Raw genomic sequence first — 22,794 nt, 5'->3', positions numbered from 1 at the left:
TTTATACACAGTTTTTGCTATTTTTTACTACCTCTCCGACAGCAGCAGTAATCTTTATAATGATTCACTATATTGTTTACTCTCAAGGCGGGGTCTTGGATAAACAAGGTCCGCCCAACGGAGAACACACACAATGGCAGACACATACGTCGGTGCGATAGACCAGGGGACGACTGGCACCCGCTTTATGGTATTCGACCACAGCGGGCAGGTCGTCGCGAACGCATACGAGAAACACGAGCAGATTTACCCGGAGCCCGGCTGGGTCGAGCACGACCCGATGGAGATCTGGGAAAACACCAAAGACGTCGTGACCACCGGTCTCGACGAAGCTGACCTCGACGCCGAGCAGCTCGAGGCTATCGGCATCACGAACCAGCGTGAGACCACGATCGTGTGGGACAAGGAGACCGGCAAGCCTGTCCACAACGCGCTCGTCTGGCAGGACCGTCGTACGACGGACCGCGTCGAGGAGATTCAGGAAGAGGGCAAGGTCGAGTGGATCCGCGAGAAGACGGGTCTGGAATGTGACGCGTACTTCTCGGCGACCAAGACCGAGTGGATTCTCGACAACGCAGAGCCGCTGAAGATGGAAGCCTCCCGCGGCGAGGACGTTCGCACACGAGCGGAGAACGGCGAACTCCTCATGGGGACCATCGACACGTGGGTCATCTACAACCTCACCGGCAACCACATCACCGACGTCTCCAACGCGTCGCGGACGATGCTGTACAACATCCGCGACCTGGAGTGGGACGACGAGCTCCTCGAGGAGTTCAACGTGCCCAAATCGATGGTGCCGGAAGTCCGACCGTCCTCGGACGAGAACACCTACGGTTCCACGGACGCCGACGGCTTCCTCGGCGCCGAGGTGCCTGTCGCAGGTGCGCTGGGTGACCAGCAGGCCGCGATGTTCGGCCAGACCTGTTTCGACGAGGGTGACGCGAAGAACACCTACGGGACCGGTTCGTTCTACCTGATGAACACCGGCACCGACGCCGTCGAGTCCGACCACGGCCTCCTGACCACCATCGGCTTCCAGATGTCCGGTGAGCCGGTCCAGTACGCCCTCGAGGGCGCCATCTTCATCACTGGCGCCGCTATCGAGTGGCTCGAGGACGTCGACCTGATCAACAACGCCGCCCAGACCGCGGAACTGGCCCGCTCGGTCGATTCGACCGACGGTGTCTACATGGTCCCGGCCTTCACCGGCCTGGGTGCCCCGCACTGGGACGGCCGCGCTCGCGGTACCATCGTCGGTATGACGCGTGGTACCCGCAAAGAGCACATCGTGCGTGCAACCCTCGAATCCATCGCGTACCAGACCCGCGACGTCGCGGAAGCGATGGAGGCCGACTCCGGCGTCGAGACGACGACGCTCCGAGTCGACGGTGGTGCGGTCAAGAACAACTTCCTCTGTCAGCTCCAGTCCGACATCATCCAGACGGACATCGCGCGACCCGAGGTCGACGAGACCACGGCGCTCGGTTCCGCCTACGCCGCCGGCCTCGCCGTCGGCTACTGGGACACCGTCGACGAGCTGCGCGACAACTGGCAGATCGACCGCGAGTTCAGTCCCGAGAAGGACGCAGAAGAGGTCGACAAGCTCTACGACCGATGGGACGACGCAGTCGAGAAATCCCTTGACTGGGCACGGGAGGAATAAAACATGGTGGACCCAGTACTACTGCAGATTGACGCTCTGGGCGGTCGAACCGCCGTGGAGTTCGTCTACTGGCTCGTCGCCGCCTTCGCGGGTGGCTGTTTCGGTGCGGCTATCGGCGCACTCCCGGCTTTCTGTTTCACCGGCTTCGCGGTCATCGCCGGCGAGGCAGCGAACCTGCTCGGTGTCACGGGCGCGCCCTCGGGCTCGTCCCTCGAACTTGGTGCCTCCGGTCTGACCGGTCTGGTCGGCTTCGGTCCGGTCTTCGGTCCGCACATCGCCTTCGCTGGCGGTGCGGCCGCGGCCGCCTACGCCGCAAAGAAGGAAGGCGCCATGCCACCCCAGGAAGACGGTGGCTACCACCCCGGTAAGGACATCGCCTACGCGCTCGGTACGCGCCCCGACGTCCTCGCCGTCGGTGGTGTCTTCGGTATCTTCGGTGCCATCAGCAACACGCTGCTGGGCAGCCTCGTCGCCACGGCTGTGGCCTTTGACACCATCGCCTTTACGGTGTTCTTCTCTGCCCTGCTGCACCGCATCGTCTTCGGCTACTCGCTGTTCGGTTCGCCCGGCGGCAGCGGTTACTTCGACATGACCCCGTTCGAGAACGGCGAAGAGGTCGCCGCCGACGGTGGCAGCGAAGTCATGCGACCCGCCGTCGAGCCGTGGCTCCCCCACCAGTACAAGTGGGGCAACGTCGCCATGATCGGCCTCGTCGCCGGTCTGCTCGGTGGCTATCTCGTCATCACGCTGAACAGCATGTTCCTGGGCTTCGGTATCTCCGCGGCGTCCCTGACCTTCCTCAACCTGGGCGTCGAGAAGATTCCGGTGACCCACCACATGACGCTGCCCGGCTCCGCCGGTGCAGCCGCGTTCGTCGCTGACCCGACCGGCTCGTCGCAGCTCGTCGCCCTCTTCCTGGGCGGCGCCTTCGGCATCCTCGGTGCGCTCGTCGGCGAAGCTGGCCAGCGCGTCTTCTACGCACACGGCGACACGCACGTCGACCCGCCCGCGTTCGGTATCTTCGTCTGCACGCTCCTCATCGGCATCCTGTCGGTGGCTGGTGTGACGGCGCGAGGGCTGTTCGCCGTCTTCTAACTGTCCGGCCAACGTCGGATTTTCATTTTTGTACGAACCTCGTAGTCCGAGAGCTCTCTAGCACCAATGGATATAGAAGCCAGAATCAAGCGACGGCAGCGACACGACGGCGAGCCGCGCCTGGTTCAGGACTACGAGACGCTGTCGCCGGTGACCCACATCGACGAGCCGGCAGACAGGGGTCCGCTGCTCGAGCGGTTGCTCGACCACCTGGACCCGGTTTTCGATGGGAATCTTCCCGCCAACGCGTACCTTTACGGTCCAAACGGTGTCGGTAAGAGCGCCGTGGTTACGGCGCTTTTCAGTCAACTGAACCGGCTGCCGACCGAGACACGGACGGTTATTCATACGACCACGCGGGCACAGTCGCTGACCTCGCCCTCCTTTGTCTATCTGGACACCAGACAGACGACGAGCGAATTCGCCTTCTTCCACGCGGTACTGGACTCCCTGGTCGAGGAGTCGGTTCCGGAACACGGTATCGGAACGGAGACGTTGCGGGCCCGCTTGCACGAGGAGCTGGCCGGATCACGCATCGGCGTCGTCGTCGCCGTCGACCACGTCGGGGAACCACGGAGCACTTCCGAGAGCGACTTGGTCGACCTGTTCGCGGGATTGCCCAGTAACGTGAGCTGGCTGGCGATGGGCCGGAAACGACCGGCCGAGACCGAACTCGCGGAGTACACCGCCGAGTGCATCCGCGTCGACCCGTACCAGCAACAGATGCTCGTCGACGTGTTGATGACGCGGGCGTCGATCGGACTCTCCCAGCAGGCGATCGAACACGACCTCGCCGACGAGATCGCCGAGTGGGCGAACGGGAACGCACACGACGCCCTGGCCGCGCTGTTCATCGCGACCCACCACGCCGAGCAGGCCGGTCGGTCGGAGTTGAGCCGGGCCGACGTGGAGGCGGCATTCGAGGAGATACCGATACCCTGTGTCTCACTGGGTATCGTTCTGGCCCTGCCGGACAACAGGCAGGCCGTGTTGCGAGAGCTGGTCGATCTGGACGAGGAGGAGCGCTCCTCGGTGACGGCGACCACCGCGGCCATCGGCGGGTCCGAGCGCGTCGACCTCTCGCCGGGCACCGTCAAGCGATTTCTCTACGAGATGGCAGAAGCCGGGGTCGTCGAACGCGTCCAGGCTGCGACACAGGGCGGACAGGGCAGACCGCCCAGCCGGGTCGAACCGCGGTTCCCACCGACGGTGTTCCGTCGGCTCTACGACCTCGGTTAACGCACTGCCGTCGAGTCGCCGGTACCGCCGGTCAGTGCCGAGGCGAGCGCCCCGCGAACCACGACATCGTCACCGTGTGTCGTCAGCTGGAGGTCTGGGATGTTGGCCATCACCATATCGTCGAGCCGGTCCCTGATGGGGTCCATAATCTGGTCCGGATTGTTGATAGCGACGGCCCCGCCGATGGAGACGACCAGTGGCGCGAAGGCGTGGACCATGTTGGCGACGCCAATAGCGTTCCAGTGTGAGATCTGGTCGAGGACGTGGGTCGCAAAGTCGTCCTCGCCGGCGTACTCGAAGACGTCGGCCGCGGTAAAGCCCTCCGTGTCGATAGGGAGGGCGGTCTCGACGGGGTCCTCCCGGTGGAGGCGGGTGGCATAGCGGGGGATGTTCTCGCCCGAGCAGTACGCTTCCCAGTGGCCGTCGTGCCCACAGCCACAGGTCATGAAGCCGTGTGGGTCGATGGTCATGTGACCGACCTCGCCGGCGTTGCCGTCCCACCCCCGCAGGACGTTCCCGTCGACCGAGACACCGGCCCCGATGCCCGAGGAGATGGTGAGATACACCATGTCGTCGGGATTCCGGTCGGCGTAGTAGCGCTCGCCGATCAGCCCCGCGTTGGCGTCGTTGTGAAGGTACACCCGGTCGGTCTCGAAGAGGTTCTGTACAGGCCCGACGAGCGGGATGCGGTCGATGGAGTCCGGGAGGTTTGCGGGGTTCTCCACCGCGCCGCCGGCCAGGTCCAGCGGGCCAAACGAGCCGATACCGGCCGCGACGACCTCCGACGGTGCGACGTCGGCTGCCTCGCACGCGCCCCGAAGGGCATCGAGGACGGCCTCGGTCACGTCGATACCAGTCGGCCCGCGTGGGGTATCTCGCTTGTGGGAGGCGATGACCGCCCCGTCAGCGTCACCGATGACAGCCCTGATATGCGTCGCACCGAGGTCGACCCCAGCGTATGCGCCCATTTGGTCAGACGGTGGCTCCTTGAGTACTTAATTGCACAGATTCACCGTAGCCTTACCGTTCGGGGAGCTGTTCCCGGCCGGCGGCTTCCTCGTAGACCACACCGCGTTCGGCGTCGAGCGTGAGGATGTCGTCGTTCTCGATGCGGTCGGGCAACGTCGCGTCGGAGACCATCGGAACCGACAGTTCGCGGGCGACGATGGCGGCGTAGCTCGTGACGCCCTCGTGTGCGTCGACGATACCGCCGATATGCTCGGTCTCGCCGGTGAACTCCCCGTCGAAGCCCGCCGGGACGACGAGAATCGCGCCCTCCGGGGCGTCGGAGATATCGCCGTCGCCGACGTGATAGACCGGTCCGGTCGCGAGTCCGTCGACGACCGACCGGCCGCTGACGACCGTCTCGGCGGCGACGTGGACCTTCAGCATGTTCGCGGTGTTCATCCCCTCCAGTTCGGTCATCATCCCCGAGAGGACCACGACGGTGTCACCACCGTCGGCGGCCTCAGTGTCGAGGGCGGCCTGGACGGCGCTCTGGATGACGGCATCGGCACCGTCGTTGGTGTACTCTGTCGTCACGGGGATGATACCCCAGGAGAGGGCGAGCTTGCGACGGACCCTGTCGCTGGGCGTCGAGGCGACGATGGGAATCGAGGGACGGTACTTTGCGGCCTTGAGCGCGGTGTAGCCCGATTCGGAGGCGGCGACGACGGCGTCGGCGTCGATGTCGCGTGCGAGGAAGCGAGCCGACCGGGCCAGCGCGTCGGTCCGGGTGCCACCGGCGTTGGGGATGCGCTGTTCGCGGGACTCGGCGTACTCCTCGCTGCCCTCGACGTCCCGGACGATGCGGTCCATCGTCTCGACGACGCGGGTCGGGTGGTCACCGATGGCCGTCTCGCCCGAGAGCATCACGGCGTCCGTGCCGTCGAGCACTGCGTTGGCCACGTCGGAAGCCTCCGCACGGGTCGGCCGACGGGAGTGAATCATCGAGTCGAGCATCTCCGTCGCCGTGATGACGGGGACACCGGCCTGGTGGCACTTCCGGATGATGCGTTTCTGGATGATGGGGACGTCTTCGAGTGGCGTCTCGACGCCGAGGTCGCCACGGGCGACCATGATACCGTAGGCGGCCTCGATGATGCTATCGATGTTCTCGACGGCGCCCGCTCGCTCTATCTTCGCGATGATGGGGATGTCGACGCCCTTCTCCTCTAGAGCCTCGTTTATCTCGTAGATGGCGTCGCCGTCACGGACGAACGAGGCGGCGACGAAGTCGGGTTCCTTCTCCGCGGCGACCTCGATTTCGCGCCGGTCGTTCTCCGTTATCGTCGCGAGGTCGAGGTCGACACCAGGGACGTTGACGCCTTTCCGGGCGCCCAGCGTGCCGCCGTTTTCTACGTGGGCAGTGACGGTGTCGCCGTCGACGCTCTCGACGGTGGTCTCGATGCGGCCGTCGTCGAGCAACACCCGGTCGCCCGGGCTCGCGCTGGCGATAGACTGTGAGAGCCCGACCTCTTGGGGTGTGGCGTCGTTGCCGACGACGAAGCGCACGGTCGTCCCCTGGTCGAGCTCGATTGGCGCCTCGATAGGCGCGGTCCGGACCTCCGGACCAGGCATGTCCAGCATCGAGGCCACCGGCGTGTCGACCTTCTCGTCGACCTCCTTGATGCGGTCGATCATCGTCCGGCGGTGTTCGGGCGACCCGTGGCTCGCGTTCAGCCGCGCGACGGACATCCCGGCCTCCGCCAGTGACTCGATCTGTTCGACCGATTCGCTGGCCGGGCCGAGTGTGCAGACGATTTTCGCGCTACGCATCGGCGGCTCCCCCTGTGAGACGGAGTGTCGGCGACGTCGGTAGTTGAATCATACTCCCCCGTACCGAGCCAGGGGATAAGAAGCTTATCAGACACTGCAGTTTTCGCGGGCCTGCGCGGGACTACCGGGACAGCGACTCCGTCGTCCCACCGATGACCTCGCGGACCTCCTGCACAGCGATGGTCGCCATATCACCGGGGATGGACCGTTTCAACGCAGCGGTCGCGGCACCCCAGGAAAGCGCCTTCTGGACCGGCTCGCCCTGAAGATACTGCGAGAGAAAGCCCCCGACGAAGGAATCGCCGGTCCCGACAGGATAGGCGTCCGGCGCCTCGTAGGTCGGCTGCGTGAACGCCTCCCCCTCCGAGAGCGCGAGGGCGCCATCGCTGCCACGGGTGACGAGGACGACTTCGAACCCGTACTCGTCGTCGAGCTTTCTGGCGATAGCCTCCGCGTCGCCGTCCGCGTCGAGGACGACGCGGGCGTCGCGCTCGGCGACCACCAGGATATCGATAGCCGGGAACAGTTCGGTAAGCACTTCCTTCGCCTCGGTTGGCGTCCAGAGGTTCGAGCGGAAGTTGACGTCGAAGCTCGTCAGCGCCCCGGACGACCCCGCCCGTTCGAGTAACTCGGCGGTCGTCGTCGCCAGCGTCGCCGACAGCGCGGGGGTGATACCCGTCGTGTGGAAACAGTCCGCTCCCTCCAGTGCCTCCGTCGGGAGGTCGTCGGCCGTCGCAGTGGTGACGCTCGCGTGCGCGCGGTCATATATTACTTCGCTCCCACGGGGCGGTCGCCCCTGCTCCAGGTAGTACGTCCCCTGTCGACGCTCGGGCGAGTCGTCCCAGACGACGTCGACAGAGACGCCGTGGCTCCGGAGTTCGCCGGCGACCTTCCGGCCGATAGGTGAGTCCGGGAGTTTCGAGAGCCAGGTCGCCTCGAGCCCGAGGCGCTGGGCTGCGACAGCCACGTTGGACTCGGCACCCGCCACGTCGACGTCGTACTGGTCGGCGATTTCGAGACGCTCCTCGTCAGGCGGTGAGAACCGGAGCATCGTCTCGCCGAACGTAACCAGGTCAGCCATATCCAGTCGTCGTCGCCGGGCAGACATAAATCCCGCCAAACCGGGGCCCACAGCGCACAGCGAGCACTCTGGATTCGATTCGCCGAATAGACGGGGAATTCGGTGGGATGCCGGAAGGAGATTGGATATAGCGGCATACAGTTTACGAGTCGGTAGCCAGCCAGTATGATATTGGCGTTATTTGACATTTTTGTTGCTGGCAACTGGCATTTCGGACGAGAACCCACCAGTTCGAGGAGTGTGTCGGAGCTCGTATCAGCGTTCAGTCGGTTGCAGCCGGAAACAGGTGGTTCGCCACGGAGGGCAGGGAGAGGAGCCACCCCACCAAGTGAAACGAATCTGTAGTCGGCCTTCAGAGGCATCTGCCACCAGATGACATCCACTGAAAGGCCCCGGTCAGGACCAGTCGCCGGTGGGGGCGCCCCCGAGAGCGGCCAATCCACATTGTCCGACAGAGGACCACCGTTGCAGCGACCCAGCTCCCGCGGCCCCAACCGGGATGTTCCATATCGTAGCGCGGATGGTGGTTCCCCGCCACGCGGAGAAGCCAGACTGTCGTCCGTCACAATACGAACGAAAGTACGCACTTGGTACCGATAGCTGAACGAACTCCAGCTGTCAGTATGGGAAGTGAGCCGCCGGCAGCGATTACTGGGGCCGAGCTGTCGTGGACCACTGTCGCCACCGACCAGAGACCCGCTTTGACGGGCGCTACCCCTGGGGTGGAGCACCAGAAACGGGACCTCGTTCGATACCACCTCCCAGTCCGCACTACGCTATCGACGAGCCTGGGGTCGATCAGACGAGTCGACGGACCCGGCTGTGAGTGGTAAGGACCTACGTGAGAGTAGTGACCCGAAGGGCTCCCGGGAGACAGCGCAAGCGCCTCTCACGGGCTCTGAGTGCCACTCTGATAGCGAGGGCTCCAGAAGGCTGCGGGAAGAGTTAGACCAACCGTGACGGCCTGCTGGTGGTCACAGATCATCGTTCGATGGAGCACTACCGGACTCGAGAGACGTACAGCTCGTAGCGACCACATAGTCTGAGGAGCCCCTGGAGAGTGTAACCGGGTACAGGCATACCGCCGGTCTGGAGGGTGACCCACCGACCGAGTGGCGCGACCTGGTGACGAACGGCGCCACCCCCGACTACAGTTCGAGTTCGTGGAGCAGACACCCGACAAACTGCCGAAATTAGATTTGTGAGTGTGGCACTATACCTTGGCAAAAGTATCAGCAATCCTTCAGTAGCGGCGTGATTTGGCCGAAATTACGGCCTCATCTGCACAAATAAGTGTCTTTATCCGGGTATGTGGCACTAGCTTGAAGTAGCCGGGGGTCGACCCCCAGATATGGCAGCCGATGGCGAGGAGCGCACCTCAGTGAGGACCTACGTTCCGGAATACCAGAAGGAGAACTGGCAGTCCCACGCCGACGAGCTCGACATGAGCCAGAGCGAGTTCGTCCGGACGATGGTGCAGGCAGGTCGAAGCGGATTCGAACTGCCGGAGTCCGACACCGGCGAGAGTTCGGCGAGCGCCGAAGAAACGGAACCCCGTTCTCCGGGCGCCAACCCCAGGGGTAACGGCCTGAAAGACCGGGTCGTCGAGGCCCTCGCTGACGGCGACCACTGCGACTGGGACGACCTGGTCGCAGCGCTGACCGACGACATCGAACAGCGACTCGACGAGACATTGCAGGAGCTCCAGTCGGAAGGCCGGGTCAGATACAGCGGCCGCCACGGGGGGTACGTGCTGGACGAATGAGCTCAGACACCGCGACACCCGAACCAGACGAGGACCCCATCGGCTACTTCCTCGACGACGTGACCTACCACGGGAAAAGCGAGCGCACTCGGGCCTTCTACGAGCGCGTGCTCCGGGAATTCCAGACGTATCTGAGCGAGGGCAGCCATCCCACGGCGGTCGCTGCTGCCTCCCACAGGGACTGCATGGCATACGTCCACGGGCTCAGAGGCGACCACAGCGAGAGCACCGTCGCGACGTACGCCTCCTATCTCCACCGGTTTTTCGCCTACATGACGCAAGTGGGCACCTTCGAATCGAACCCGATGGCGCTGGTGATGGAGGAGATGGACGAGTCCATCAACACCGACCCGACCCGACGCGAGATCAGTGTCGCGGAGATGCGTGCGTTCGTCGGGACTATCGGTCATCCCCTGGAGCGAGCCGTCGTCCTCACGCTGTTGAAAACCGGGATTCGCGCCGGTGAGCTGTGTAATCTCGACCTCCGAGACTGCAATCTGTCCGAACCGGGACCCCGTCCCGAGGTGCCCGTGCGCGCCGCCCTCGACGGGCGCGAAGACTCCCTGTACGTCGCGAGCGAGCCGAGTCGCGGTGCGGTGACCAACGGCGAGGAGCGGTCGGCGTCGAACAAGCGCAAACGCGACACGACGGTGCCTATCGACGACGAGCTCGCCCGCACACTGCGGCGCTGGCTAGCGATTCGGCCGGACGTTCGCTCAGACGCCGAGGCCCTGTTCGTCTCGACGAGCGGTGACTGGGGCCAGCGGCTCACACCCGACATGGTGCACCACCTCGTCGAACGACACGCCCGCGACCACGGCTGGTACCGCGACGGCGGCGGAACCGAAGAGAACGTTACACCGCACTATTTCCGGCACTTCTTCACGACCCATCTCCGGGACAGAACCGGAGATCGCGGGGTCGTCAAGTACCTGCGGGGCGACGTGGCCCAGGACGTCATCGACACTTACACCCACGAGTGGGGGAGCCGCGTTCGGGAGAGTTACGAGGCAAACATCTACTCGCTGGTGTAAACGGAAAACATATTGGAAAGTTCTCCCGTCTGGTCGCGGCCAGATAAACTACATGTCGCTATACAAAAGATGGGAGCCTCGTGAACACAATTGCATCCGGTTCCAGTATGACTGGCTACCAGCTACTACCCAGAAAATAACAAACGTACAGTTGTTATTATCTCTGACTCGACCGTCTCGACACGACTGCGGTGAGCATGGCGGGCCGTCGTTCAGCCAGTCCACGAGAATTCAGGGGAAAGTAGGTGCTGTAAAACACAACTCCAGCGACGATAGTCAGCGATTAACCGAATTTGTCACTGTATATTTATATCCGCACCGTTCCAGGGCGTCATGTCATGGTTGACGAATGTGCACACACCCATGGGGTGTGGAAAGCTACGGCGTGTAGGTGGGGTAACCGATGAGCAGCGACGCTGAGGGCGATAAACCGTCGCACGAGCACCTGCAGGACATTTTCGTCGAGGTGACCGGGACCGACGTCTGCGTCGAGACACAGGAACAGGACACCGAACCCGGTCGTGACGTCGCCCCTGAGGGCGACACCACGGCCGAGTACGTCTCGTCGATGGTGCAAGACGACGGCCTCTCCGAGACGCTGGCCGAACCGAACGCCGAGAGCCAGCGGGAGTAGACGGCTCAGTCGCCGTCGCCGAGCAACCGTCCCTGGGCGTCGATCTCGCCGTTCCGGATGCGCGTGCTGCTTATCCGCAGCCCGTCTTCGGCGACGACGAACGGGGAGGTGTGTATTTCGAGCGGGTGATAGCCCCGCTGCAGTCGCTCGTCGTTGAGTTCGCGGGCCCGCTGTTGGGCCTTGCCTTCCGGCGCGACGACGAGCGCGTCGGCGTCCTCGCGAGTCGCGGCGGGGCCGAACGTGTCCGTTATCTTCACTATGTCCCACGTCGCCGGGTAGGCGCCGCTGATACGTTCTAACGCGTCCGAAAGCGCCTCCCGGCGCTCGGGGAACGACCCGAGGAGCTCGGCGTGTGAGGGGTCACTGCGCGTCTCCCGTGCCAGCGACTCGGCCGTGAGACCGACGATGACGTGCCCGTCCCCCTCACCGTCGTGACTCGCGGTCTGAAACGCACTATGGAGAAGCGCGCGGTGTCCATTGTGCACCGGGGTGAACGTGCCGCCAAGGATAGCGATACGTGCTGACATACCTCCCGGTAGGTGGGGCACAATGGTATAGGTGTGGGGCCGGGGTAGACAGGCGATCCCGGGCGCGGACAGTAGCGATAGTGATAGTCTCCCACGGAGTTATAGGTCATATATAATCATGCACGGTGGTGTGTAATGTTTTACCGTCGCGACCCGGCGAGGCCTCCAACTGGTCCTGTCCCTCGGCCGCAGTCGCGACAGCCGGAGTTTGTTTTTCCCGTTTCAACGTCGCCTGTGTAGTGGTCAAGTCGTCCTGAGACCGGCCCACGGCCTCGCACTCGACTGGGTCGTCAGCTGCCGCCCACGCCCCGAGGGAGCGACACACGTCCGTCAGCCGACACCGGGAGTGACCGACCCACCGTTCGATGGCGTCTGGGCCAGCTGTATCGGGACGTACGGGACGCTCACTGCCGGGATACTGTATACGAAACTTACCGGATACTGACGGGTGGGGCCCATATTCGTCAGTCTACGCCGTTTAGTACGTAGGAACAGGGTTACAATACTGCTGTCGGCTGTTCGTTCAATTGCCGACGCGCGCCGGTGACGGCGTGATACTGTCGGTCGTCCGTGCGTTCGTCTCCACCACACGCTCGCGTGTGCATCGGAGCGGGGCCCGGTACAACCGACCGTATGAGCAGTCGGCCACCCTAACCCGGAACGGTTCACCATCCACTTGTGTCCGACATCACGGGGCGCAGCTGGCTGGCCGTTACGTGTACCCCATCCGACTCGCGTGCAGGCCGGCGGCCGGCCACCGCTCCGGACCCACCCCCTTCAGTATCAGTCCTGCCGGTACTCGCGAAGACGACGCCGAAAAGATAGTTCCGTGTGACCCCGTCTGCCGTCAGTCGTCGTCGCGTGCTTCTGTGACCCAGTGACACGCCGAGCAGAACGCGAACGTCGCGACGACGAGTCCGAGCAGTCCCATCATGAGGCCCGAACCGAGGCCGACACCGAGCGAGAGCGCGACGATGGCGACGCCGACTCCTGAGATAGCGCCGTAGTACTGGTGCCACTGGACGCTATCGTCTTCGGCTGGTCGGTCGAGATACTCGGTCAGAGAGTCCGCTTGCGGAGCCAGGGCGACGTGTCCGCGGTCCTGGTTGAAGTCGACGACGCCCATGTCGTCCATCTTCGGGAGGTGACACTGGTAGAGCCCGACGTAGACCCGTTTTCGTTGACTGGACGTGAGCTGGTCCGTCGTCGTGTCGTTCTCGATGGCAGCGACGTGTTCGGCCAGCTCGCCGAGCGAGACACGCTCGTCGGACTCGTGCTCTCTGAGATAGTGGATGACCTCGCGCCGGCGACTGTTTTTCAGTATCTCGAACACGAGGTCGAGCGAGAGCGGCTCCGGCTCTTGCTCCGCCTCGGTGACCCCATCCTCCTGGGGTGCCGTGCTGTCTGGCACTTCATCTTGGTTATCGGTTCCCGTCGGTTGGTCAGTAGTGGTACGTGCGGTTTGGTCCTGGGTACTCATGTATGGTCCTCCGTGGCCCGGAATCCGGACTGTACGCAGTCCTCGGAACGGGATTGGCTCCTTGCACCCCCCGATATCCTGCAAGACCTGTGGGTTGTCCGAACCCCAAGCGCCTGTCAAAACAGTCATTCGTCCCACACTTAATACTTTGTTTTGACAGATATGTTATACGTACTGTTCAGGTAGCTCCGGTTACACTGCTGGATACCAGCAGGGCAACGGTGCTTACGACCGGCCGGCACCGACGGTGTAGGTCGTTAGCGGGAGCGCCCCGAGTGTGTCCCGTGCATCCACCACGACTGCATCGCCGAAGGCGGCGAAATCGAGGTCGGCGTACGCGTCGTGGTCGGTCATCACGACCACGGCGTCGTACCGGTCGGCAGTCGCTTCCAGGTCGGCCATCGAGCAAGCGCTGGCCGGCAAGTCGGGGACGGCCGGCACGTCGACGGCTGGGTCGGCTGCCCAGACGTCCGCTCCGCGTTCGTCGAGTTCGGCGACGACGGGCCGCGTGGGCGATTTGCGTGTCTCGTCGACACCGGCGCGGTAGGCGACGCCCAGCACCAGCACCCTGGCGTCCTCGATAGCGACACCGTTGTCTTCGAGCAGGTCGACGGTGGCGTCGGTGACGAACGACGGCATCTCGTCGTTGACGCCGCGGCTCGTCTCGACGAGCGGGAGGTCCATCTCGACCGTGGCCGTGAGGAAATGTGGATACAGCGGGATACAGTGGCCCCCGACGCCGGGTCCGGGGTCGTGAATCTCACAGAACGGCTGGGTGTTGGCGACTTCGATGGCCCGGGTCACGTCGACGTCGAGTGGTTCGGCGACCTTCGCGAGCTCGTTCGCCAGCGCGATGTTGACGTCGCGGTAGATGCCCTCGAAAACCTTCACACACTCCGCGGTTGTGGCGTCCCCCGCAGGGATGACCTCGTTGGTCGTCAGCTCGTCGTACAGCAGGCCGGCGACACGCTCGCTCTCGTCGTCCACACCGCCGACCACCTTCGGGTAAGCGCCCCGTATGTCCTGGATTGCCCGGCCGCTCGCGGTCCGCTCGGGACAGAACGCGACGCCGAACTCGGCGGGGTCGAGCCCGCTTCGCTCGACCAGTCGGGGCGTGACGACGTCCCGGGTCGTGCCGGGCGGGACCGTCGATTCGATTATCACCAGGTCGCCCGCGTCGAGCCCCGAACCGATGGCGTCGACGGCAGCCAGCAGCATCGAGAGGTCCGGCTCCGTCCCCTCGATGAGCGTCGGGACGATGACGACGTGGACTCTCGCATCCGCGGCCGCCTGTCCAGACGCCGTCGTCGCCGACAGGGAGCCGTCGGCACTCGTCTCAGCGACCAGTTCCGACAGCCCCGGCTCGCCGTCGACCGGACTCTCGCCGGCTGCGACGGCCTCGACCACCGACTCGTCGATGTCGACGCCGACGACGTTGCCGGTGACGTCGGCCAGAACCGCGGCCAGGGGCAACCCCATCTTCCCCAGGCCGTAGACGGCGACCGGAATCTCCCCGGTGGCGAAGGCCGACTGGAGCGCCGTGCCGGCGCGGTCACCGGCGTACACCGCCGCCTCAGATTGTGCTGCGGTCACCGACGCTCACCTCCTCCAGGGCGAGAGTCCGCGAGTCCGCTATCGAACTAATTTCGTCGGCGAGCAACATGGCGTAGAGCCCGTCGCTCCCGGTGGTCCGCGGGGTCGAACCGTTGCGCACACAGTCGACGAAGGAACGCAGTTCCCGCTTGAGCGGTTCGTCACTGTCCACGGCGGGACGCTCGATGATGCTCTCCTGGCTGTAGCGCACGTCGCCGTTCTCCGTGTGATAGGACGGGTCCGAGTGGCGATAGATTCGCACAGACTGGTCCATGAAATCGACGTTGACGTGGCACTCGCGGGCGGTCACGGAGAGGTCCCTGATGCGTTCCTGTGTGACGCGGCTGGCCGTCAGCGAGCAAAGGGTCCCGCCGTCGAACTCTATCTGGGCGTCGGTGTAGTCGCCGTCGCAGGCGCCGATGGCGGTGACGCCGGCCACCTCGTCGCCGAACAGCGAACAGGCGATATCGATATCGTGTATCATCAGGTCCATCACGACGTCGTCTTTCACGTCCCGCGAGACTGGCGGCCCGAGTCGGCGGGCCGACGCCGCGATGGGTTCGACGTTCGCGAGAACGTCCTCAAGCACGTCGACGACTGGGTTGAACCGCTCGATGTGACCCACCTGCAGGGTCACGCCGGCGGCCTCGGCCCGGTCGATGAGTTCGCGGCCCTTCGCGGCGTCGGTCACGAACGGTTTCTCCACCAGTACTGAGACGCCGGCGTCGATGGCTCTCGAGGCCACCTCGTAGTGGTATCGAGTTGGGACGGCGATAGAGACGAGGTCGACCGTTCCCAGGAGGGTTTCCAGGTCGTAGACCGTGCTACCGTAGGTCGAGGCGACCTGCGCGGCGGCCTCCTCGTCTGCGTCGGCGATACCCACGAGTTCGACCCCCTGTATCTCGTTGTAGACGCGAGCGTGGTGTCGGCCCATGCTGCCGACGCCGACGACCCCAGCAGCCAGTTGTTCGGTCATGTCGAAAACTCCGTGAGCGCGTGCGTTATCTGCCGGACGTCCTCGGTGGACAGCTCGGGGTGGACCGGAATCGAGAGGACCTCCTCGGCGGCCCGTTCGGCGACCGGTAACTCGACCGTGACGCCGTCGTAGGCCGGCTCCTCGTGAATCGCCCGTGGATAGTACACCGCCGAACCGACGCCGTACTCCTCCAGATGAGCGGAAAGCGCCGTCCGGTCGTCACAGCGGACCGTGTACTGGTGGTACGCGTGGCGACAGCCGTCGGGTTCGACTGGCCGCTGTATCGGTGCGTCCGCGATGGCGTCGTCGAACTGGGCGGCGTGCTCCCGGCGGGCCGCCACGAAGTCGTCGAGCTTCGAGAGCTGGACGCGCCCGATGGCCGCACAGAGGTCCGGCATACGGAAGTTGTGTCCGACGCGCTCGTGGCTCCCGTCCGGCCCCCGGCCGTGGTCGATGAAGCTGCGACAGCGTTCGGCCACGTCGTCGTCGTCGGTGACGACCATGCCGCCCTCGCCGGTGGTCATGTTCTTCGTGGGGTAGAAGCTGAAACAGCCGGCGTCGCCGAAGCTGCCGACCGGGTCGCCCCGGTAGGTCGCGCCGTGAGCCTGTGCGCAATCTTCGACGAGGACGGCGTCGTGTCGGTCCGCGATTGCCTGTAACTCGTCGATTGGCGCGGGACAACCATAGAGGTGGACGGCCAGTACCGCGTCGATGCCCTCGGCGTCCGCGACGGCGGCGACGCGGTCGGGGTCGAGATTGTACGTCTCGGGGTTGATGTCCGCAAACACCGGTCGTGCGCCGACGTGTCTGATCGCGTTCGCCGTCGCGATAAACGAAAAAGGCGTCGTTACCACGGTGTCTCCGGGCCCGATGTCGAGCGCGGCCAGCGCCGCGTGCAGGGCGGTCGTCCCGTTCGTCGTCGGGACGCCGTGGGAGACGTCACAGTAGGTGGCAAACTCAGAGCCGAATGCCTCGACCGCCTCGCCGCCGCTGAGCCGACCGGAACCGAGCACCTCGGCTACCCTGTGGAGTTCCTCCCGGCCGACAGCCGGCGAGGCTATCGATATGGTCGGCTCGTGTAACTGCGTCTCAGTCACGGCGCGTCACCGCCATACGGTGGGAATATACCGACTCGTCCGGTCGGTGTCGATTGGACAGCGATCACGGTTTTCGGCAAGCAAAGTATCGGCATTGTTATGTGTAGCTTGCACTGAGAAACGTCGAGTTTCGCCCGACAGGGTGTCTGTAGGGGGTGAGAGCGGACCAGTTCCGGTCCACGTGAGTTCCGGTTCGTTTTGCCGGAGATACCCCATCTGTATCCGGTATATGTGATACGTAACAAAGGCGGGTCCACGTGTGTATCTCTCAACAGTGGCTTCGAGGCGGGGACATCCGCATCCACGTGGAGAAAGAATGATACAGGCTTCAGTCGACACCAGTTGCCCGACCCGGAGATCGGTGGCCACCCAGCGCCGGCCGGCCGAGGATGGGTTTATATGTCACTGTACCGAAATTATATCCCAGGCCCGGACAGCGAGTCCGACCCTGCAGACGGGTGGTGTCGGTGCGTCGCGCTACCGGCGCGATGGCGCGGCCGACCCACGGGGAGTCGTCGCCGACGGTCCGGGACTGCCGACCAGGCAGCTGCCACTGTGCGTCCACGTCGTCCCTGCCTCGCTGTCAGTCGTACAGCTCACAGACGAACGATATCGCCGGGGGACACGACCGCCGGACCAGCAACCGACGACAGACACGCGCCGACGTCGGTTCGACCGACCGAGCAGCGCCAGCAGGCGTACCCGAACCCTCATGGCTACAAACACACCCGACCGACCGAGCGACCGAACCGAATCTGACAGTGACTACGACTCGTCCGCCGGGAGGAGACACAGATGAGCGAGCCCGACCCGTGGGACGACATCAGTTACGTCATCAGCTCCCGCTATCGCATCGCGACGCTGCGTCGGCTCTCAGACGGGCCGGCGACGCCGTCGCTCATCGCGGACGAGACCGACCTCAGTATCGCCCACGTCTCGCGGGCCCTCCAGGAGCTTCGCGACGCCGACCTCGTGACCCTGCTCGTCTCCGAGAACCGGCGCAAAGGACGGGTCTACGGTATCACTGACGAGGGCCTCGAGGTATGGGAGACCATCGAGGCCGAGAATATGCTGTAATTACTGCTCGGTCGATTCCCCGTCCGGCAGAGTTCCTTCGGGCAACAACTGTTCCGGGCGACGACGGTGTTTCGGCGTGTCCGCGAACTCGTTGATGCGTCGCCACTCGTCAGCCGTCAGATGACCACTCATACAGCCACAGTGATTGCGGCAAGCGACTTGGTAATTTAGCGGCTATCGGACATAGGTGAGGCTTGTAGTGGACAGCGACAGCGGCCTCGGAAACACGGCGGTCGTTACAGCCCGAGGACGGTGTTCAGTGTGTCCCGGAGGAACGGGCGCGGGTCGTCCAGACTGAAGACGTCGAAGTTGGGCTGTTCGAGCAAGGACCCCGCCATCCCGCTGACGGTCTCGCCGACCGACGGGCGGGGGACGAAGGCGTACTCCTCTGTGAGCACGCTGTGGAGGTGGACCAGTTCACCACGAAGGAAATGCGACGCTGTCCCCGGGCGATAGGCGGGGTCGAACGGTCCCGTCGCCCCGTTGGCGAGCTGCCAGTAGTAGTGCGGGTAGTCGACCCCGGCGTGGATATCACAGGGCAGCGACGCCCAGAAGCGGGGGTTTATCTCCAGCAGTTTGAACGTCCCCGTCTCGCTGTCCCGGATGAACCCGACGGAGGCGGGACCGTGCCAGTCGAGTTCGTCGAGGATGGCGAGCCCGGCCCGCTCCAGTTCCGGGATGTCGACGGCCTCGTGGTAGACGCTGGGGCCCCGCGGGTATTTCATCCCGCGCCGCAGGGCCTTCTGTGTCGAGACCACCGGCTCGCCCTCGTCGTACAGCGCGCGGATAGTGTACTCCGTCCCATCGACGTACTCCTGGACGATTGGGACGTGGCCCATCTGGTCGACGAGCGCGTCGACGTCCGGTCTCTCGTCGGGTTCGATATACTCGGTCGTGCCCGCTTCGATGGCGTTCTCGGGGCCGAGGTCCTCGACGTACCGGTCGGCCAGGAAGCCGTACCGGGCCTTCACGATGCGGCGGCCGCTCCAGTCCTCGACGTCGGTCAGGAGCTCGGTATCCGGAGCGGCGACGCCGGCCGTCTCGGCCGCGTCGACGAGTGCGACCCGGTCGTGGGCCTGTGCCAGCGTCTCCGCGTCGGGCCACAGCGTCGAGACGTGCTCGGCGAACTCGTCGCGGTACTTCGAGAGGACGTAGACGTCGGGTTCGCGGACGGGCGCGATAGTCCTGACGGCGGGCCGCTCGGCCAGCTCCAGCAGTGCGTCCCGATAGGCGACGATGTCCTCGAACGGGTCCGGTAACCGAACCGACTCGTCGCAGTACCGCGAGGCGATTGCGGGCGTCCCCTCGCGGTTGGCAGCGGCGATAGTCCGGACGCCGCGACGGCCCAGCGACCGAACGATATTCAGCGACGCCGGCGCCTGGTTGGAGACGACGACGATGGCGTCATCCGAAGTAGATTGTGCGGCCATGCCGTCTGGCTCGGGGAACAGCTGGAAAGTTACCAGGAAAATAGTACTTGGAAAGCCAACTATTCGGGGTTGTTGGAGTGGGTTCAGAAAATATTCAGATACGTGTTATTTTGTGAAATAAGGGGACAACATAGCCTCTCGCTGCCACATCATAAGCGCGGCTTCCCCGACTATTACCCGACGAGCTCGCGAACTATTGCGGCCGGTTTCAAACACCTTTCTGAACCGAAGTGTTCCGCAATTTTCTCCCTCAGTACGAACGGTCAGTATAACAATAGGTCGGTCAACGCTAGCCGACGCTGATGACCGAACAGGTCCCGTTTACAGACGTCTACGTCGACGACGACATCGTCGACCGGGCGACGGAGGTGCTGGAGACGCGGCGATACGTCAAAGGGCCCCGCGTCGAAGCGCTGGAAGCACAGTTCGCCGACACCTGCGACACCGACCACGCCGTCGGCGTCAGCAGCGGCACAGCGGCGCTGTACCTCGCAATGAAGGCGGCAGGTATCGGGGAGGGCGATACGGTACTCGTCCCCGGACACACGTTCTTTGCGACGGTCAGCCCGGTCGTCGAACTCGGAGCGGAGCCGGTGTTCGTCGACGTCGACCCGGAGACGTACACCATCGACGAGACGGACCTCGCGAAGAAGGCCGCGGCCCACGACGACGCGGCCGCCGTCGCGCCGGTCCACCTCTATGGCCAACCTGCAGCGATGGGGCCGATTACGACCATCGCCGACCAGTACGACCTCGACGTGTTCGAGGACAGCTGTCAGGCCCACGGCGCCACCTACCGGGGCGACCCGGTCGGCGGGCTCGGCACCGCCGGCTGTTTCAGCTTCTACCCGTCGAAGAACATGACCGTCGCCGGCGACGGGGGGATGCTCGTCACCGACGACGCCGACCTCGCGAGCACGGCGAGAGAACTCCGCAACCACGGCCGTGACGAGGACGGGAACCACGTGCGACTCGGCTTGAACCACCGGATGGACGAGGTGAGCGCGGCCGTCGGGCTCGAACAGCTCTCACATCTGGCCGACTGGAACGCCGACCGCGCCGCGGCCGCCGACCGCTATCACGAGCGGCTGGCCGACCTCGATGAAGTGGTGTTGCCGACGGAGCGCGACAACGCGACCCACGTCTACCACCTCTTCGTCGTCCAGGTCCCCGAGCGCGAGGCCCTCCGTACACACCTCGACGAGCAGGGTATCGACACGGGCATCCACTACGACCCGCCCGTCCATCTCACCCCGGCAATGGGCGAGTACCTGGCGGAGGTTCCCTCGCTGCCGGAGACCGAGCGACTCTGTGACCGCATCGTCTCCCTGCCGATGCACCCGCGCATCACCGACGACGAAATCGACCGCGTCGCGGACGAAGTCCGGAGGTTCTACCGATGAGATACGGCGTCGTCGGCACCGGCTACTGGGGGAAAAACCACGTCCGGGTCGCGAAGGAGCTCATGGACGACGGGGAACTCGACGAGGTGGTGCTGTGTGATACGGACGAGAGCCGCGCCTCGAAACTCGCAGAGACGTACGGTCTGCCCTACGAGACGGACGTCGGGAATCTCGACGTCGACGCGGCGACCGTCGCCACCCCGTCGACGACCCACCGGACGGTCGCGCTGTCGCTGCTGGAGCGGGACATCGACCTGCTCGTCGAGAAACCGCTGGCGCTGACCTCGGCCGACGCCTGGGACATCGTCGAGGCCGCCGACGACAACGATTGTACGCTCGGCGTGGGGCATATCTTCCGCTACCACCCGGCGCTGGTCGCGCTGAAACGGCGCATCGACCGCGGGGAGCTGGGGCGAATCAAGTACCTCCAGACCCGTCGCTTCTCGTTTCGGGTGCCCCGGACGACGACGGGCGTGCTCTACTCGCTTGCGGTCCACGACGTGGACATCTACGACTACCTGCTGGGCCGACGACCCGACACCGTCCACGGGCAGCTCGACTCGTTCGTCCGGGAGAACATCGTCGAGACGGCGACTATCACGCTGCAGTACGGCGACACCAGCGGCGTCATCAACTCCTCCTGGCAGGTGCCCGTCTTCGACAAGAAACGTGACCTCGTCGTCGTCGGCTCCAACCGGTCGGCGTACGTCGACTATCTGGAGAACACGAAGCTCGAACTGTTCGACGCCGAGGTGTTCTCCGACCCGGACGACGGGCTCAAGTCGAGAAACGACGGCGCAATCTCACACAGCACAGACGACCGCGAACCGCTGAAAGTCGAGGTCCAGTCCTTCGTCGAAGCCAGCCGAGCGGGCGAACAGCCACGCGCCGACGGCGCCGTCGGTGCCCGCGCCGTCGAGACCCTGGAGTACGCCGAGGAGTCCGCCCGCAAGAAGAGCGTCGTGCCCGTCAAGCAGCCCGACACCGTGACGCAGTTCTAGTCCTGCGTGGCCGCGACGGGGTCGTCTTCGACGCCGAAGTTCGGTACCGTCGCACCCCCGAAGAGGTCGTCGTAGTTCGTCGCCGTCAGGTAGAGTCGCCGCCCGGAAAGCTCCGTGTAGGCCGGCTCGAACGGCGGGAAATCCAGTGCTCGAATCTTGTCGTACACCGCCAGCTGGGTGGCCTCGTCGTCGTCGGCCAGCCGCTCGACCGGGATCGCCTTCTCGCCGTCGAGACTCTCCTTGGTGTAGAAGTACCGCTCGCCGTTGTACGCCGACTGTGGCGTCGCGACCCGGTGGACGGCCCCGTCCCGGAGCGTCGTGAGCTGTTCGCGGAACAGGTCGACGGAGGCCTCGGTGACGCGGTCGTACAGGGTCCGGGCGGTGTCGGTCTCCTCGATGGGGACGAACCGGCGGGCGACGATGTCACCGGCGTCGACCTCCGGCGCCATCACGTGCAGCGTGGTCCCGTAGCGCCAGTGGTCGTCGTCGCGGGCGTTCATGATGGCATGGGAGAAGACGTTGCTCCCGCGATAGCGGGGCAGTTCGGCCTGATGGAGGTTCAGCGGCGCGACGGTCGGGTGGTCGAGCAGTTCCTCGCCGAGTATGTTGGGGTAGTAGACGCTGACGAGGTAGTCCACGTCGTAGTCGAGCACCTCCCGTTCGTCGGCTCGGGTTCGGACCCGATGGCCCAGCTGCTGGGCGCGGTCGTACAGACAGCCGTCCCACCAGGTGTCCTCGTCGGGCCCGTAGGTGACGACCAGCTCGACGTCGAAGGCGTCGTGGCCGGTCAGTTCGTCCAGGCAGCGCTCACCGAGCGGATGGCTCCCGAAGAATGCGACCGATGGCATACCGACTCCTTCCGGAACAGCCACTGTAGTTATGCAGCGCTTGACCGGGCCGCGGCCCCTGAGAATACGG

20 protein-coding genes are annotated in these 22,794 nt (G+C 64.6%); 9 read left to right on the top strand and 11 right to left on the bottom strand.

The genetic code is table 11. From position 1 onward, the window contains the following. Positions 1-133: 133 nt before the first annotated feature. The 3 genes from glpK (at position 134) to EGD98_RS05355 (ending at position 4,000) form a co-directional block, all read left to right on the top strand. On the top strand, positions 134-1,666 hold the full coding sequence (gene glpK / locus EGD98_RS05365; RefSeq protein WP_220587319.1) for a glycerol kinase GlpK: 1,533 nt from the start codon (positions 134-136) through the stop codon (positions 1,664-1,666). Positions 1,667-1,669: 3 nt separating this feature from the next. Continuing rightward, positions 1,670-2,761 carry a DUF7973 family transport facilitator gene (locus tag EGD98_RS05360; protein ID WP_220587318.1) on the top strand — a complete coding sequence of 364 codons (1,092 nt, stop codon included), beginning with the start codon at positions 1,670-1,672 and terminating at the stop codon, positions 2,759-2,761. A 66-nt stretch (positions 2,762-2,827) separates the two neighbouring features. Beyond that, the gene (locus EGD98_RS05355) at positions 2,828-4,000 is read left to right on the top strand and encodes a Cdc6/Cdc18 family protein (RefSeq protein ID WP_220587317.1); all 1,173 of its coding nucleotides are present in this window, start codon (positions 2,828-2,830) and stop codon (positions 3,998-4,000) included. On the opposite strand, the gene EGD98_RS05350 is transcribed toward EGD98_RS05355, so the two are convergent. The 3 genes from EGD98_RS05350 to kdgK1 all read right to left on the bottom strand — a co-directional run bounded on the left by EGD98_RS05350 (position 3,997) and on the right by kdgK1 (position 7,859). Continuing rightward, positions 3,997-4,968 carry an ROK family protein gene (locus EGD98_RS05350; protein ID WP_220587316.1) on the bottom strand — a complete coding sequence of 324 codons (972 nt, stop codon included), beginning with the start codon at positions 4,966-4,968 and terminating at the stop codon, positions 3,997-3,999. The two genes, EGD98_RS05355 and EGD98_RS05350, sit on opposite strands and share 4 nt — an antisense overlap. Before the next feature lie 52 nt (positions 4,969-5,020). Further along, the gene (gene pyk / locus EGD98_RS05345; protein WP_220587315.1) at positions 5,021-6,778 is read right to left on the bottom strand and encodes a pyruvate kinase; all 1,758 of its coding nucleotides are present in this window, start codon (positions 6,776-6,778) and stop codon (positions 5,021-5,023) included. 121 nt (positions 6,779-6,899) lie between these two features. Continuing rightward, positions 6,900-7,859: a bifunctional 2-dehydro-3-deoxygluconokinase/2-dehydro-3-deoxygalactonokinase gene (gene kdgK1 / locus EGD98_RS05340; protein WP_220587314.1), complete on the bottom strand. Its 960-nt coding sequence runs from the start codon at positions 7,857-7,859 to the stop codon at positions 6,900-6,902. Positions 7,860-9,210: 1,351 nt separating this feature from the next. On the opposite strand from kdgK1, the gene EGD98_RS05335 reads away from it, so the two are divergent. From EGD98_RS05335 to EGD98_RS05325, 3 genes are all read left to right on the top strand, one after another. Then, positions 9,211-9,624, top strand: a complete 414-nt coding sequence (locus tag EGD98_RS05335; protein WP_220587313.1) for a DUF5805 domain-containing protein — start codon at positions 9,211-9,213, stop codon at positions 9,622-9,624. After that, positions 9,621-10,658, top strand: coding sequence for a tyrosine-type recombinase/integrase (locus tag EGD98_RS05330; RefSeq protein WP_220587312.1), 1,038 nt, complete (start codon positions 9,621-9,623; stop codon positions 10,656-10,658). The genes EGD98_RS05335 and EGD98_RS05330 overlap by 4 nt, the downstream gene beginning before the upstream one ends. A gap of 403 nt (positions 10,659-11,061) precedes the next feature. Further along, positions 11,062-11,292, top strand: a complete 231-nt coding sequence (locus EGD98_RS05325; RefSeq protein ID WP_220587311.1) for a hypothetical protein — start codon at positions 11,062-11,064, stop codon at positions 11,290-11,292. A 5-nt stretch (positions 11,293-11,297) separates the two neighbouring features. Here EGD98_RS05325 and EGD98_RS05320 read toward each other — a convergent pair whose 3' ends face one another. The 5 genes from EGD98_RS05320 to EGD98_RS05300 all read right to left on the bottom strand — a co-directional run bounded on the left by EGD98_RS05320 (position 11,298) and on the right by EGD98_RS05300 (position 16,965). Next, entirely contained in the window at positions 11,298-11,819 is a 522-nt protein-coding gene (locus EGD98_RS05320; RefSeq protein ID WP_220587310.1) for a phosphopantetheine adenylyltransferase, read from the bottom strand. 847 nt (positions 11,820-12,666) lie between these two features. Then, on the bottom strand, positions 12,667-13,299 hold the full coding sequence (locus EGD98_RS05315) for a DUF7344 domain-containing protein (protein WP_220587309.1): 633 nt from the start codon (positions 13,297-13,299) through the stop codon (positions 12,667-12,669). A gap of 225 nt (positions 13,300-13,524) precedes the next feature. Further along, entirely contained in the window at positions 13,525-14,892 is a 1,368-nt protein-coding gene (locus EGD98_RS05310) for a nucleotide sugar dehydrogenase (RefSeq protein ID WP_328762105.1), read from the bottom strand. Further along, positions 14,873-15,868: a Gfo/Idh/MocA family protein gene (locus EGD98_RS05305; protein ID WP_220587308.1), complete on the bottom strand. Its 996-nt coding sequence runs from the start codon at positions 15,866-15,868 to the stop codon at positions 14,873-14,875. Before EGD98_RS05305 ends, EGD98_RS05310 begins: the two co-directional genes overlap by 20 nt. Next, on the bottom strand, positions 15,865-16,965 hold the full coding sequence (locus tag EGD98_RS05300; protein ID WP_328762102.1) for a DegT/DnrJ/EryC1/StrS family aminotransferase: 1,101 nt from the start codon (positions 16,963-16,965) through the stop codon (positions 15,865-15,867). Before EGD98_RS05300 ends, EGD98_RS05305 begins: the two co-directional genes overlap by 4 nt. A gap of 795 nt (positions 16,966-17,760) precedes the next feature. Here EGD98_RS05300 and EGD98_RS05295 point away from each other — a divergent pair. Beyond that, positions 17,761-18,042, top strand: coding sequence for an ArsR/SmtB family transcription factor (locus EGD98_RS05295; RefSeq protein ID WP_220587307.1), 282 nt, complete (start codon positions 17,761-17,763; stop codon positions 18,040-18,042). Here the strand turns inward: EGD98_RS05295 and EGD98_RS20995 are convergent, their stop codons facing one another. Together EGD98_RS20995 and EGD98_RS05290 are read right to left on the bottom strand one after the other, a co-directional pair. After that, positions 18,043-18,174, bottom strand: a complete 132-nt coding sequence (locus EGD98_RS20995) for a hypothetical protein (RefSeq protein ID WP_268899129.1) — start codon at positions 18,172-18,174, stop codon at positions 18,043-18,045. Positions 18,175-18,278: 104 nt separating this feature from the next. Continuing rightward, on the bottom strand, positions 18,279-19,472 hold the full coding sequence (locus EGD98_RS05290) for a carboxylate--amine ligase (RefSeq protein ID WP_220587306.1): 1,194 nt from the start codon (positions 19,470-19,472) through the stop codon (positions 18,279-18,281). 302 nt (positions 19,473-19,774) lie between these two features. Between EGD98_RS05290 and EGD98_RS05285 the strand changes: the two genes are divergently transcribed. Both EGD98_RS05285 and EGD98_RS05280 read left to right on the top strand, forming a co-directional pair. Further along, complete coding sequence (locus EGD98_RS05285; protein ID WP_220587305.1) at positions 19,775-20,875, top strand: DegT/DnrJ/EryC1/StrS family aminotransferase; 1,101 nt, start codon at positions 19,775-19,777, stop codon at positions 20,873-20,875. Then, positions 20,872-21,876 (top strand): Gfo/Idh/MocA family protein, encoded by a 1,005-nt coding sequence (locus EGD98_RS05280; protein ID WP_220587304.1) that lies wholly within the window; start codon positions 20,872-20,874, stop codon positions 21,874-21,876. The genes EGD98_RS05285 and EGD98_RS05280 overlap by 4 nt, the downstream gene beginning before the upstream one ends. Here the strand turns inward: EGD98_RS05280 and EGD98_RS05275 are convergent. After that, positions 21,873-22,724, bottom strand: coding sequence for a methionyl-tRNA formyltransferase (locus EGD98_RS05275; RefSeq protein ID WP_220587303.1), 852 nt, complete (start codon positions 22,722-22,724; stop codon positions 21,873-21,875). The two genes, EGD98_RS05280 and EGD98_RS05275, sit on opposite strands and share 4 nt — an antisense overlap. Between the last annotated feature and the right edge of the window lie 70 nt (positions 22,725-22,794).

This window comes from Haloarcula salinisoli (assembly GCF_019599405.1).
GTDB classification, from domain to species: Archaea; Halobacteriota; Halobacteria; order Halobacteriales; family Haloarculaceae; genus Haloarcula; species Haloarcula salinisoli.
Note: the sequence above shows the minus strand (reverse complement) of the source record. Positions and strands in the feature narration are given on the sequence as shown.

Coding starts and splice junctions, on each gene's coding strand:
- glpK (WP_220587319.1), top strand. CDS start 134: ATGGCAGACACATACGTCGGTGCGATAGACCAGGGGACGACTGGCACC.
- EGD98_RS05360 (WP_220587318.1), top strand. CDS start 1,670: ATGGTGGACCCAGTACTACTGCAGATTGACGCTCTGGGCGGTCGAACC.
- EGD98_RS05355 (WP_220587317.1), top strand. CDS start 2,828: ATGGATATAGAAGCCAGAATCAAGCGACGGCAGCGACACGACGGCGAG.
- EGD98_RS05350 (WP_220587316.1), bottom strand. CDS start 4,968: ATGGGCGCATACGCTGGGGTCGACCTCGGTGCGACGCATATCAGGGCT.
- pyk (WP_220587315.1), bottom strand. CDS start 6,778: ATGCGTAGCGCGAAAATCGTCTGCACACTCGGCCCGGCCAGCGAATCG.
- kdgK1 (WP_220587314.1), bottom strand. CDS start 7,859: ATGGCTGACCTGGTTACGTTCGGCGAGACGATGCTCCGGTTCTCACCG.
- EGD98_RS05335 (WP_220587313.1), top strand. CDS start 9,211: ATGGCAGCCGATGGCGAGGAGCGCACCTCAGTGAGGACCTACGTTCCG.
- EGD98_RS05330 (WP_220587312.1), top strand. CDS start 9,621: ATGAGCTCAGACACCGCGACACCCGAACCAGACGAGGACCCCATCGGC.
- EGD98_RS05325 (WP_220587311.1), top strand. CDS start 11,062: ATGAGCAGCGACGCTGAGGGCGATAAACCGTCGCACGAGCACCTGCAG.
- EGD98_RS05320 (WP_220587310.1), bottom strand. CDS start 11,819: ATGTCAGCACGTATCGCTATCCTTGGCGGCACGTTCACCCCGGTGCAC.
- EGD98_RS05315 (WP_220587309.1), bottom strand. CDS start 13,299: ATGAGTACCCAGGACCAAACCGCACGTACCACTACTGACCAACCGACG.
- EGD98_RS05305 (WP_220587308.1), bottom strand. CDS start 15,868: ATGACCGAACAACTGGCTGCTGGGGTCGTCGGCGTCGGCAGCATGGGC.
- EGD98_RS05295 (WP_220587307.1), top strand. CDS start 17,761: ATGAGCGAGCCCGACCCGTGGGACGACATCAGTTACGTCATCAGCTCC.
- EGD98_RS20995 (WP_268899129.1), bottom strand. CDS start 18,174: ATGAGTGGTCATCTGACGGCTGACGAGTGGCGACGCATCAACGAGTTC.
- EGD98_RS05290 (WP_220587306.1), bottom strand. CDS start 19,472: ATGGCCGCACAATCTACTTCGGATGACGCCATCGTCGTCGTCTCCAAC.
- EGD98_RS05285 (WP_220587305.1), top strand. CDS start 19,775: ATGACCGAACAGGTCCCGTTTACAGACGTCTACGTCGACGACGACATC.
- EGD98_RS05280 (WP_220587304.1), top strand. CDS start 20,872: ATGAGATACGGCGTCGTCGGCACCGGCTACTGGGGGAAAAACCACGTC.
- EGD98_RS05275 (WP_220587303.1), bottom strand. CDS start 22,724: ATGCCATCGGTCGCATTCTTCGGGAGCCATCCGCTCGGTGAGCGCTGC.